Genomic DNA, 12,702 nt, shown 5'->3' with positions numbered 1-12,702 from the left:
AACAAATAAAGTCCTTTGTAGTCTAATGGATATGATGTAACTAACATCAACCAAAAAACTAACCATTATGCTAAAAATAAGCAAACTACATAAGTCTTATCCTATAGGAGACTCTAGCTTACATGTTTTAAAAGGAATTGATCTTTCAGTAGAAAGTGGAGAGATGGTTGCCATTATGGGATCATCAGGTTCAGGAAAATCTACATTACTAAATATAATTGGTATGTTAGATGAAGCAGATGAAGGAGAATATATTTTAGATAACGTTCCAATTAAAAACCTTACAGAGAAAAAAGCAGCTATTTACCGTAATAAGTTTTTGGGTTTCATTTTTCAATCTTTTAATTTAATAAATTATAAAAACGCATTAGATAATGTTGCTTTGCCATTATACTATCAAGGTTTAAAACGTAAAGAGCGTATTGAAAAAGGGCTTTTTCACCTAGAAAAAGTAGGTTTAAAAGATTGGGCAGAGCATTTGCCAAATGAGCTTTCTGGTGGACAAAAACAACGTGTAGCCATAGCTAGAGCATTAGCTGCAAATCCCAAATTATTATTGGCAGATGAGCCAACGGGAGCTTTAGATACAAAGACGTCTCACGAAATAATGGACTTTATACAAACTTTAAATGACGAAGGAAAAACCATTTTAATGGTAACCCATGAAGAAGACATAGCAAGTATGTGTAAACGTATTGTGAGATTAAAAGATGGTGTAATAATGGAAGACGCTTTTGTAGAACAAGTAAGAGCATCGCAATATGTTTGATAGAGATCTCTGGAGAGAAATTTTCCAAAGTATTAATATGAATAAAACCAGAACCTTATTATCTGGTTTTACAGTAGCTTTTGCAATATTATTGTTTGCCTTGTTATTTGGTATAACTAATGGGCTTTTAAACACATTTGATACCGCATTTGTAGATGATGCAAAAAACTCAATATTCATAAATTCTGGTAGAACTTCAAAAGCAAGTAATGGTTTACAAGCAGGTAGGCAAATTCAATTTGAAAACGCAGATCAAGAATGGATTAAAAAAGAATTTGGAGATAAGGTACAATACATTACTTCACGAATTTATTTAAACGTTACTGCATCTTTTAGAAACGAAAAAAACAATTATAGTATTCGTGCAGTAAACCCAGACCATCAATATCTAGAAAATACAAAAGTAAATTATGGTAGATATATAAATGAATCTGATATTAAAAATAAAACCAAAGTAGTTGTAATTGGCCGTTTGGTAGAAGAAGATTTATTTTTAAAAACAACAGCCATAGGAAAGTACTTAAACTTAAACGGAATTCAGTACAAGGTTGTAGGCGTTTTTAGTGATGATGGTGGTGATAATGAAGAGCGTTTAATTTATATGCCAGTATCTACAGCACAACAAATTTATGGAAATAACGACCACATAGACCAAATTAATTTAACCTATAATCCAGACATGAATTTTGATGCAGCTATAGGTTTTAGTAACATGTTAACCAGAAAACTTAAAGAACGTTTTTTAGTTTCTCAAAACGACCAACGCGCCATACGAGTAAGAAACTTAGCAAATGAGTCTAAAGCAGTAGACCAAATGACGTTTATATTAGGAATCCTTGTTTTAGTAATTGGTTTTGGAACCTTAATAGCAGGAATTGTAGGTATAAGTAATATTATGATTTTTATAGTAAAAGAACGTACTAAGGAAATTGGAATTAGAAAAGCCTTAGGAGCGGCGCCAAAATCTATAGTTTTAATTATACTATTAGAATCTATTTTAATAACAATAATAGCAGGTTTTGTTGGACTATTATTAGGTATGGGAATTTTAGAACTTGTAGGTCCAAGTCTTGAAAAATATTTTATAAAGGATCCTTCTGTAAGCTTAAACTTAGTTATTGGAGCAACAATAACATTAATTATAGCTGGAGGTTTAGCAGGATATGTACCAGCAAAAAAAGCATCGAGAATTAAACCTATTGTAGCACTAAGAGACGATTAATTATGCGATTTTTATTAGAAAGAGATACATGGCAAGAAGTCTTCGATAGTTTAGGTAAAAATAAACTTAGAACAGGACTAACAATGGTTGGTGTTTGGTGGGGAATTTTACTACTTATCGCACTATTAGGATCAGCACGTGGTATAGAAAATTCATTTAATAGACTATTTGGTAGTTTTGCAACAAACAGCGTATTTGTTTGGGCGCAAAGTACAAGTAAACCATTTAAAGGTTTTCAAGAAGGAAGACAAGTGCAGTTAAAAATTAGTGATGCAAAAAAAATAGAAGAAAATGTAGAAGGTATAGAGTTTGTTGTACCAAGAAATCAAAGTCAAGCTTTAGTAGTACGTAATTTTTTATCAGGAACTTTTGGCGTAAATGGTGATTATCCATTATTAGATCAAGTTCAAAAAAAGAAAATGATTCGTGGGCGTTTTATTAATCAAACAGATATTGATGATAATAGAAAAGTAGTAGTAATTTCAGAAGAAATTTACAAACAGCTTTTTGAAAAAGATGCCGAAATGATTGGAGAATACATTCAGTTAAACGGTATGAATTTTAAAGTTGTTGGTATGTTTGAAACAGGAAATGCAAACATGGGACCAAGTAGCGACATGCATATTCCATTTACCACATTTCAGCAAATTTATAATATGGGAGAAAATATTGGTTGGATGATGATTACTGGAAAACCAGAATACAATATTTCACAAATTGAAACCGATGCTAAACTTATACTAAGAAACCTAAATAAAGTACACCCAAAAGATAACCGAGCTTTTGGTAGTTTTAACTTAGGAAAAGAATTTGCTAAAATCACAGGATTTTTATCAGGAATGCAATTTTTAACATGGTTTGTAGGTATTGCTACGCTTTTTGCAGGCGTATTTGCAATTGGTAATATTCTATTAATTACAGTAAAAGAAAGAACAAAAGAAATAGGCGTACGCCGTGCCTTAGGAGCAACACCATTTGAAATAAAACGTCAAGTAATATTAGAAGCCATATTTATAACATTAATAGCAGGTTTGCTAGGTATAATAACAGGTGGATCTCTTTTAATACTTGTAGATAAATTAGCAGGTCAAGGCCCAGATGCAGTATTAGTAAATGCATCTGTACCAATTTCTGTAGTATTAGTTTCATTAGTAATACTTGTAGTTTTAGGTACCTTGATAGGTTTAATACCAGCTTTCAAAGCTACTAGTGTAAAACCTATAGACGCCTTAAGAGAAGAATAATAAATTAAACATAAAACCGAAAGTAAATCGCTTTCAAACCAACTGAAGTAAATTATAATAAAATGAAAAAAGTATTTAAAATCATTGGAATATTAGTGCTAGTTATTGCTTTAATATGGGTGTTAAAGTATTTTAAAGATTCTAATTCAAAATCTGTAGAAGACTTTAAAACAGCAAAACCATTTTATACATCAATAAACACAAAAACTGTAGCAACAGGAAAACTAAACCCAGAAGAAGAAGTCGAATTAAAGCCTCAAATAGCAGGAATTATTGACGAAATTCTTGTAGAAGAAGGAGATATTGTTGCAAAAGGAGATTTAATTGCTAGAATTAGAGTTGTACCAAACGAGCAAAGTTTAGTTGGCGCAAGCGGTCAAATATCATCAGCTAAAATTTCTTACAATAATGCCAAAACATTATACGATAGAAATAAAGCATTATTTGATAAAGGTGTAATATCTCGTCAAGATTTTGAAAACAGCCAATTGTCTTTAAATCAAGCAAACGAAGCATTACGTCAGGCTCAAAATAATTACCAAATAATAAAAAGAGGATCACTTTCTGGTGGAGGTTCTGCAAACACAAGTATCACAGCTCAAATACCAGGAACAGTACTAGAAATACCTGTAAGAGAAGGAGATCAGGTAATAGAAAGTAATAGCTTTAATGCAGGTACAACTATCGCTACTATTGCAGATATGAGTAAAATGATTTTTGAAGGAAAAGTAGATGAAGCCGAAGTAGGAAAACTTGAAGAAGGAAAAGATATTAAAGTAATACTTGGTGCTATTAACGAAAAAGAATTTCCTGCAAAATTAACTTTTGTTGCTCCAAAAGGAAATGAAGAAAATGGAGCTGTACAATTTACAATAAAGGCAGATGTTGAAGTAGAGCAGTCTACAAAAATTAGAGCAGGATACAGTGCAAATGCCGAAATTGAAATGGAAAGCAAGGATAGCGTTTTAGTTATTAAAGAATCTCTTTTACAGTTTAATAGAATAACTGAAAAGCCTTTTGTTGAAATTGAAAAAGAAGCAGGTAAGTTTGAAAAGAAAAACGTAGAGTTAGGACTTTCTGATGGAATTAATGTTGAAATTACCGAAGGTGTAGAAGAAGGAGATAAAATAAAAGTGTGGAATAAAGCATCAAAAGAAGATAATGAAGATGAAGACTAAACATATTATTAAATTTACGTTAGCATTATTAATTAGTCTTTCTGCGACAGCACAAGAAAAAAAGTGGTCGTTAAAAGAAAGTGTTGATTATGCTTTACAAAACAACATAACAGTAAGACAATCATTATTAGACCAAAAATTAGCAGAGCAAGATTTAATATCAGCTAAAGGTAATTTTTTACCAACTGTAAATGCTAGTGCTTCTCAAAACTGGAATTTTGGTTCTTTTATAGATCAAAACGGAAGTAGAATTTCTAGAGACTCGCGTGGTAATGGTTTTGGTGTTAATGCAGGTGTAACATTATTTAATGGTTTCAGGAATACTAATTTGCAAAAACAGGCAGAGTTAGGTATAGAAAGTAGTAAAATACAACTTGAAGTTTTAAAAAATAACATTTCTTTAAATGTTGTAAATGCTTACTTAAATATTTTATTTAATAGAGAAGCAGTAAAACAAGCCGAAGAGCAAGTAGCTATAAGTCAAAAAAGTTTAGATCAGGTTCAAGAACTTGTAGATGCAGGAGCAAGAGCAAGAGCAGATTTGTTAGTATCTAAATCTCAATTAGCATCAGATAACGAACGTTTAGTAAATGCTGTAAACAGTGTAGATTTATCACTATTAAATTTATCGCAACTTTTACAGTTACCAGCAAACGAAAATTTTGATATTCAAGATGTAAATATAGATTTAACCGAAGCTGTATTGGCATATAAAAACTCTAATGAGATTTTATCTTATGCTTTAGAGAATAGACCAGAAATTAAAGGCGCACAATTAAATATTGATAATGCCGAGCTTAATTATGAAATAGCTAGAAGTGCTTACTACCCTACATTAAGTTTAGGAGCAGGAGCAAGTACAAGTTACCAACATTTGCAAGGGCAAAAAGATGTATTACAAATTGTAACAGGATTTGATGCTACTACAGGAGAACCAATTGTAGAGTTTCAAAAAAATGGATTTGTAGAGCAAATTGAAAACAATTTAGGTTACAATATTGGTTTTAGTTTAAGTATTCCAATTTTTAACGGGTTTAGAACAAAGGCTAATGTTAAACGTGCAGAAATTAGTAAAGAGCGTATTACTTTAGCATTAGAACAAGAAAAACAAACGTTGCGAGCTAATATTGAACAAGCCTATGCAGACGCAAAAGCATCACTACTACAATACGAATCGTCTAAATTATCTTTAGAATCTCAAGAATTAGCGTTTCAAAACGAACAAGACAAATACGATTTAGGTGTAAGTACATCGTTTCAATTAGAACAAGTTAGAAACAGATTAATAAATGCACAATCATCATTTTTAAATGCAAAATATAACTATGTGTTTAAAACAAAAGTGTTAGATTTTTATCTTGATAAGCCTATAACTCAATAATATATCGTGACTATAATATTAAGCATAGAAACAGCAACAACAAATTGCTCGGTCTCACTATCTAAAAATGGTGAGACTTTGCATTTAAAAGAAGATTTTAATAATAATTTTTCTCATGCAGAGCGTTTGCATTTTCTTATAGAAGAGGTTTTAAAAGAAGCCAAAATAAAAAAAGAAGAATTAAGTGCAATAGCAGTAAGTAAAGGACCTGGTTCTTACACAGGTTTGCGTATAGGAGTATCTGCAGCAAAAGGCTTGTGTTTTGCATTAGACATTCCGTTAATTTCTATTTCTACTTTAGAATCTTTAGCGCATCAGGTAAATACAAATGAAGGTATTATAGTGCCTATGATTGATGCTAGACGTATGGAAGTATATTCAGCTATATTAACATCAAATTTTGAAGTTTTAAGAGCTGTTGAAGCGCAAGAATTAGATGCTACATCTTTTAGCGCTGAATTAGCTAAAGGGAAAGTACATTTTGTGGGCAATGGAGTAGAAAAAACAAAAGCAATTATAGATAATAGTAATGCTGTTTTTGTAGAAGGTAAATTACCATCTGCTAACGAGATGAGTGCTTTAGCATATGCAAAGTATAAAAAAAGCGACACCGAAGATGTCGCTTATTTTGAACCTTATTATTTAAAAGATTTTGTGGCTTTAAAGCCTAAACCTAAAAAATAATTAGCCTTCTTTTTGTATTTCTACACTGTGAGGATATGGTATATCTATTCCCGCAGCATCTAGTGCTTCTTTAGTTTGTTCAATTAAATAAAAATGAACGTCCCAAAAGTCTTCTTTTTTTACCCAAACTCTTGTAAAAAAGTTTATAGAACTATCTGCTAGTTCTGAAACATTAATAGCTGGAGCTGGTTCTTGTAGTATTAAATTATTGCTTTTAATAACACTAAGTATAACTTCTTTTGTTCTTTTAATATCAGAATCATAACCAACACCAAAAGTTAAATCTACACGTCTAGTATCTTCTGTAGAGAAATTAGTAATATTACCATTACTTAAACTACCATTAGGTATAATAATTTCTTTATTATCTGGAGTGGTAAGTTTTGTTGTAAATATATCTATTTCTTTAACAGTTCCAGCTTCACCTTGTGCTTTAATATAATCTCCTACTTTAAAAGGTTTAAAAATCATAATTAAAACACCTCCAGCAAAATTAGCTAAAGAACCTTGTAATGCAAGACCAATTGCTAAACCTGCGGCAGCTATAATTGCAGCAAAAGAAGTTGTTTCTACACCAACGGTACCAAGCACTACTATTATTAATACAATTTTTAAAATCCAACTTATTAAATCTAGTAAAAACTTTCTAAGGCTTATGTCGTAATTAGCCTTATCCATTGCTTTAGCAATACCTTTTAAAATGTATTTAATAACAAATGCACCAACAATCCATATAACTATAGCCATTAGTACTTTTGGCGCATAGTCAATAGTTAATTGGTAACCTTTATCTACCCATTTTTGTAATTCCATTATAACTTTTAGTATTAAATTAGTAGTGCGAAACTACTAACTATAAAAAAAGCTTTACGTTAACACTTTGTTATAATTAAAGCTATAAATAAAAAATTATGTTAATAATAGAATTAGCACTAAACTAATTATTGCAGGAACAGATTGAATGTAAAATAATTTTATTTTTTTAGTTGAATATGCACCATATAATCCAGCAATAATAATACAGTTTATAAAAAATATTAATGTACTAAGGTTTTTAGATAGTAGTGCAAAAATAATTCCTGAAGCCATAAAACCATTATAAAGTCCTTGGTTGGCAGCAAGAACTTTAGTGTCTTGAGCAAAGGTTTTATTTTTTAGTCCAAACGCTTTTATTGTTCTTGGTTTGGTCCATAAAAACATTTCAAGTATTAAAAAATAGAAATGTAAAAAAGCGACAAGAAGAGAAAAGATTATTATTAGTGTATTCATTTTACTTTATTTTTAACTGGTTAATGGCTTGGTTTGTATTTGTAACTGGTAATTTACAAGTGTTATTAACACATACGTAAATAAGTGTTTTATTTTCTACGTATCTGTTATTTAATAAAGGTAAACTATTCTTACTTTCAGTACATGCTACTATTTTGTTAGGTAAATATTCTTTATTTAAATCTTTTACTTTTTCATTGGCTTTATCTCCTGTAATGGCTACTTCATAAAATGGTTCTGTAAAGTTTAGCATTAAATTCATCCAATTAGAAAATGCCGAACCGTATTGATGTATTTCTGGTTTAATATTATTTAGCATGTTTTTAGATGTTTTTAAATAGTGTGTATTATTGTAAAAATGCGATAATTTAAAAAGGCAGTTTGCCATAATTGAATTACTAGCAGGAATTACATTATCTCTATATTCTATTGTTTGTACAATTAATTTTTTGTCTTGATTAGAGGTAAAGAAAAAGAGTTGACTTTTGGTGTCAAAAAAAGTATCAAAACAATAATCTGTAAGTGCCTTAGCATTGTTTAGCCATTTAGTTGTTGCGGTAACTTGGTATAATGCTATAAAAGCATCAATAGTTGTTGCATAATCTTCTAAAAAACCATTTATACTGGATGTTCCATTTTTATAATTATGGTAAAGCGAACCGTCTTCTTTTAATTGATTGTTTAATATAAATTCGGCATTTTTTATGGCGCAATTTAAATAGTTTTCATCTTGCAAAACGCGATAAGCATCTACATAACCTTTAAGCATTAAAGCATTCCAAGATGTTAATGTTTTGTCATCTAATCTTGGTAGGTTCCTTTTTTCTCTTTCTTTAAGTAAAATAGATTTCCAGCGTTTCTTTTTTTCTTTTAATTTTTCTAATGTTATATTCTCTTGGTTAGTGAATTTTAGATCACTTTTATCTCTAATAAGCACATAATTTTTATGTTCCCAATAGCCATAATTATTTACATTATAATAGGTGGAAAATAATTTAAAATCGTCTTTTAAAAGTGTTTGTAATTCTTCTTTCTTCCATACGTAATAGGCGCCTTCTTCTAAAACATTATCTTCAGTTAAGCTGTCTGCATCTAATGACGTATAAAATATACCGTTTGTTCCCGTTAATTCTCTTTTTATAAACTCTAGTGTTTCAATTACTACATTTTTGTATAATTCGTTTTTGGTTAAAGCAAACGCCTCTGCATATAGGCTTACTAGTTGTGCATTATCGTATAACATTTTTTCAAAATGAGGTATGTGCCATTTGTCGTCTACAGAATATCTAGAAAAACCACCACCAATTTGGTCGTAAATTCCTCCATAAGCCATTTTTGTTAGTGTAGTATTTACAAAATCTAGAATTTCTTTATCTTGTTTTTGATAGCCATATCGTAATAAAAATTGATAATTATTTGGCATCATAAACTTTGGTTCCTTTCCTATTCCTCCTTTATGGGTGTCAAAATATGTAGACCAATCTGCTATTATTTCTTTTAAAAATGTGGTATCAAATTTTGGTTCATTAGTATTAGGCTTAACTAAATCCATAGCTTTAATGCCTTTCGCTAATTTAGTGGCATACTCATAAAGTTTGTCAGGATTTTTTTTATATAATTCTGAAATTTGATTTAAGGCATTAACCCATTGTTCTTTTTTAAAATATGTTCCGCCCCAAACAGGTCTTCCATCGGGTAGAGCAACTACATTCATTGGCCATCCACCACTACCTGTCATTAATTGTACAGCATTCATATATACTTGGTCTATGTCTGGTCGTTCTTCTCTATCAATTTTAATATTAATAAAGTTTGAATTCATTACAATAGCAACATCTTCGTTTTCAAAACTCTCATGCTCCATAACATGACACCAATGGCAAGCAGCATAACCAACACTAATTATTATTAGTTTATTTTCTTTTTTAGCTAATTCAAGAGCAGAATTATGCCAAGCTTTCCAATTTACAGGGTTATGTGCGTGTTGTAATAAATAGGGACTCGTTTCATTTATCAAATCATTAGTGTATTTATGTATCATATTTTTTAATTGTTTGTATAAAAGAGTAGTTTGAGAGAGTAATAAAATGTAAATAAGTTACTATATACTTAAAAACGAAACAATAACAATTTTAATATTTTATTTAATTTTTAGTAAGGTAGGATATTCTCATCTTAAATTGTTATACAGGTATAACAATGAAATTAAAAAAAAGTATTTACACTAAAGGTTTAACAGTTTAAGCATAGTAAATACTATATAAACTAACTAATTATTAGTATTATTGTATACTAATTATACCATATCAAAAATATTTATAATGAGGAACTTTACGCTAATCATCTTTTTACTATTTATTTCCATTCCAATTTTTGGACAAGATATTTTAATGCAAAATGGAACATTTAATCAATGTTCAGGGACTTTATATGATTCAGGTGGACCTTCAGCAAATTATTCAAGTGACGAAAATTTTGTGCTTACAATATGTCCAGATGGACCAGACCAATTTATACAATTAGATTTTACTACTTTTGGAACACAAGGAGGAAGTGACATTCTTACTATTTATGATGGAGATGATACAACTGCTCCAGTAATTGGTTCTTATGATGGTGGTGGAGTTACTAATGATCCAGGAACAATAATGGCATCTATAACAAGTGCAACTGGTTGTTTAACATTAGAGTTTGTAAGTAATGCTACTGGAAATACTATTGGTTGGGCAGCAGATATTAATTGCTTTACAGATTGTCAAACAATAACACCTTCAATAGACTCTACAAATCCTGTTGCTAATGGAGCGGGAGTAGTTCAGGTGTTAGTTGGTAGTACAGTAGATTTTTCAGGAAGTGCTGTGTTTTCTGAAGATGGTACAGGAGCAACTTATAATTGGAATTTTGGAGACGGTTCGCCTTTTGGAACAGGAGAAACAGTAACAAATCAATTTGATTCTATAGGCACGTTTACTACAACACTAACAGTTACAGACACAAATCCTTTAGGTTGTTCTGAAACAGCCTCAATTACTGTTCAGGTTTTAGGACCTTATATTGATGTAGACCAAACAACATACACAGTACCTCAATTAGTAGAAGATGTTTTAATCAACAGTCCTTGTGCAGCAGTATCTAATATTAACTGGAGTACAGGAACTAATTTTGGAGACGTAAATGGTATAGGTTATTTTAGTGCACTTCCTGGTGCATTTGGTTTTGAAGCAGGAATAGTTTTAAATTCTGGAGACGCTATGGAGGCCGAAGGACCAGAGTCTGGAATACAAAGTAGTGGTGGCGGTGCTTGGCCAGGAGATGCTGATTTAGAGGCCGCAATTAATACCGATTTGGATAATACTCCAGGTGACGATTTACCTGCTGGAAATTCAAGAAATGCTTCGTTTATAGAATTTGATTTTGTACCATTAGCCGATACTATTACATTCAATTTCTTATTTGCATCAGATGAGTATGGAGCGTTTCAATGTTCTTTCTCAGATGCATTTGCATTTTTACTTACAGATTTATCTACAAATACAACAACTAATTTAGCATTAGTTCCTGGAACAACAGATGTCGTATCTGTTTTTACTGTTCGCGATAATGCTTTTGCAGGAGGATGTTCTTCAGAAAACCCAGCATATTTTGATTCTTATCATGGCGCTGGTGGAGAACCTGCAGCAAATGCTCCAATAGATTATTTAGGATATACAAGACCAATGGCGGCAATTGCTAATGTAACACCTAATAATAATTATAGAATAAAACTTGTAGTTGCAGATGCTAGAGATACATCATTTAATTCAGCAGTATTTTTAGAAGCTGGTTCTTTTAGTTTAGGAGGTGATTTAGGAGACGATATTACTATAAATGCTGGTACAGCAGAGTGCCAAGGTACACCAGTAGTTTTAGACACTCAATTACCTACTGCAACTCATACTTGGTATTTTAATGGTGATGTAATTCCGGGAGAAACAAATTCAACCCTTAATGCTACTCAAGATGGAGAATATACTGTAGATATTACTTTCTCTGCTACATGTATGGCGTCAGATTCTATTATTATAGAATTTATTCCTGGTCCAACAATACAAGCAGTTAATACTATTACAGAGTGTGATGATGGTAGTGGAGCTGTTGTTTTTGATCTTACAGAAAACGATGCGCCTGCTTTTGGAGCTCAAGATCAAACAGCAAATAGCTTGTCTTACCATAATTCTAATGCAGATGCCATGACTGGAGTAAATCCTATTGCAGATCCTGTAAATTATAATGGTACCGATGGAGAAATAATTTATATAAGAATTGAAGATAATACAGGAACATGTGCAGATATAGACATGTTTACTTTAGAATATTTAACAGTAGCTTTAAATGATGCTCCAGACATTGTGGTTTGTGATGATCTTTCTAATGATGGTCAAGAAGAGTTCGATTTAACAAACCAAGATGCAGCAGTTCTTGGAGCTCAAGCAGCCTCAGATTTTATTGTAACTTATCATTCATCTATAGCAGATGCAGATACAGGAGCAAATCCTTTAACAAGTCCATACACAAGTTCTGGTGAAATTATATATGTTAGAATTGAAAGTGTAGCGAGTAGTGTTTGTTATATTTCTTCTCAAAATGATGCTGAAGGATTTACAATTACTATTAATCCTATTGCTGAAGCTGCACAGCCTTCAAACCTAGAACTTTGCGACGATTCATCAAACGATGGCGTAGAAATATTCGATTTAACAACCGAGGAAGCAGTTATTTTAAGCGGTCAAGATCCGGCAAATTACACGGTAAGTTATTACGAGCAGCCAGGCGATGTTGCAACAAGTACCAATGCAATAACAACACCAGAAGCTTATCCAAATATGTCAAGTCCACAAACCATATATGTTCGTGTAGACGATAACTCTAATCCAACATGTTTTGGGGAAACAAGTTTTACCATTACGGTTAATCCA

At 31.3% G+C, this 12,702-nt stretch carries 10 protein-coding genes; 7 read left to right on the top strand and 3 right to left on the bottom strand.

From position 1 onward, the window contains the following. Positions 1-67 precede the first annotated feature (67 nt). The 6 genes from BM549_RS13305 to tsaB all read left to right on the top strand — a co-directional run bounded on the left by BM549_RS13305 (position 68) and on the right by tsaB (position 6,478). Positions 68-769, top strand: coding sequence for an ABC transporter ATP-binding protein (locus BM549_RS13305; protein ID WP_013870018.1), 702 nt, complete (start codon positions 68-70; stop codon positions 767-769). Beyond that, positions 762-1,991, top strand: coding sequence for an ABC transporter permease (locus BM549_RS13300; RefSeq protein ID WP_290470716.1), 1,230 nt, complete (start codon positions 762-764; stop codon positions 1,989-1,991). The genes BM549_RS13305 and BM549_RS13300 overlap by 8 nt, the downstream gene beginning before the upstream one ends. A gap of 2 nt (positions 1,992-1,993) precedes the next feature. Then, positions 1,994-3,235 (top strand): ABC transporter permease, encoded by a 1,242-nt coding sequence (locus BM549_RS13295; protein WP_290470715.1) that lies wholly within the window; start codon positions 1,994-1,996, stop codon positions 3,233-3,235. A gap of 62 nt (positions 3,236-3,297) precedes the next feature. Further along, positions 3,298-4,413 (top strand): efflux RND transporter periplasmic adaptor subunit, encoded by a 1,116-nt coding sequence (locus BM549_RS13290; protein WP_290470714.1) that lies wholly within the window; start codon positions 3,298-3,300, stop codon positions 4,411-4,413. Continuing rightward, positions 4,403-5,794, top strand: coding sequence for a TolC family protein (locus BM549_RS13285; protein WP_290470713.1), 1,392 nt, complete (start codon positions 4,403-4,405; stop codon positions 5,792-5,794). The genes BM549_RS13290 and BM549_RS13285 overlap by 11 nt, the downstream gene beginning before the upstream one ends. 6 nt (positions 5,795-5,800) lie before the next feature. Then, positions 5,801-6,478: a tRNA (adenosine(37)-N6)-threonylcarbamoyltransferase complex dimerization subunit type 1 TsaB gene (gene tsaB, locus BM549_RS13280; protein WP_290470712.1), complete on the top strand. Its 678-nt coding sequence runs from the start codon at positions 5,801-5,803 to the stop codon at positions 6,476-6,478. Here the strand turns inward: tsaB and BM549_RS13275 are convergent, their stop codons facing one another. The 3 genes from BM549_RS13275 to BM549_RS13265 all read right to left on the bottom strand — a co-directional run bounded on the left by BM549_RS13275 (position 6,479) and on the right by BM549_RS13265 (position 9,788). Further along, entirely contained in the window at positions 6,479-7,291 is an 813-nt protein-coding gene (locus BM549_RS13275; protein ID WP_290470711.1) for a mechanosensitive ion channel domain-containing protein, read from the bottom strand. It abuts the gene before it with no gap. 96 nt (positions 7,292-7,387) lie between these two features. Continuing rightward, complete coding sequence (locus BM549_RS13270) at positions 7,388-7,747, bottom strand: DUF1304 domain-containing protein (RefSeq protein WP_290470710.1); 360 nt, start codon at positions 7,745-7,747, stop codon at positions 7,388-7,390. A 1-nt stretch (position 7,748) separates the two neighbouring features. After that, positions 7,749-9,788: a thioredoxin domain-containing protein gene (locus BM549_RS13265; protein ID WP_290470709.1), complete on the bottom strand. Its 2,040-nt coding sequence runs from the start codon at positions 9,786-9,788 to the stop codon at positions 7,749-7,751. Between the two features lie 280 nt (positions 9,789-10,068). On the opposite strand from BM549_RS13265, the gene BM549_RS13260 reads away from it, so the two are divergent. Continuing rightward, a partial coding sequence (locus BM549_RS13260) for a choice-of-anchor L domain-containing protein (RefSeq protein ID WP_290470708.1) occupies positions 10,069-12,702 on the top strand: 2,634 nt, incomplete at its 3' end.

Origin of the sequence: Lacinutrix sp. MedPE-SW, from assembly GCF_001874145.1 — a bacterium.
In the GTDB taxonomy this organism is placed as follows: domain Bacteria; phylum Bacteroidota; class Bacteroidia; order Flavobacteriales; family Flavobacteriaceae; genus Lacinutrix.
The sequence above is the reverse complement of the archived record's forward strand: the minus strand, read 5'-3'. Positions and strand labels throughout refer to the sequence as shown.

Excerpts from the sequence above, each read along its gene's own strand:
- BM549_RS13295 (WP_290470715.1), top strand. The coding sequence starts at position 1,994 with ATGCGATTTTTATTAGAAAGAGATACATGGCAAGAAGTCTTCGATAGT.
- BM549_RS13300 (WP_290470716.1), top strand. The coding sequence starts at position 762 with ATGTTTGATAGAGATCTCTGGAGAGAAATTTTCCAAAGTATTAATATG.
- BM549_RS13275 (WP_290470711.1), bottom strand. The coding sequence starts at position 7,291 with ATGGAATTACAAAAATGGGTAGATAAAGGTTACCAATTAACTATTGAC.
- BM549_RS13265 (WP_290470709.1), bottom strand. The coding sequence starts at position 9,788 with ATGATACATAAATACACTAATGATTTGATAAATGAAACGAGTCCCTAT.
- BM549_RS13285 (WP_290470713.1), top strand. The coding sequence starts at position 4,403 with ATGAAGACTAAACATATTATTAAATTTACGTTAGCATTATTAATTAGT.
- BM549_RS13290 (WP_290470714.1), top strand. The coding sequence starts at position 3,298 with ATGAAAAAAGTATTTAAAATCATTGGAATATTAGTGCTAGTTATTGCT.
- BM549_RS13270 (WP_290470710.1), bottom strand. The coding sequence starts at position 7,747 with ATGAATACACTAATAATAATCTTTTCTCTTCTTGTCGCTTTTTTACAT.
- BM549_RS13305 (WP_013870018.1), top strand. The coding sequence starts at position 68 with ATGCTAAAAATAAGCAAACTACATAAGTCTTATCCTATAGGAGACTCT.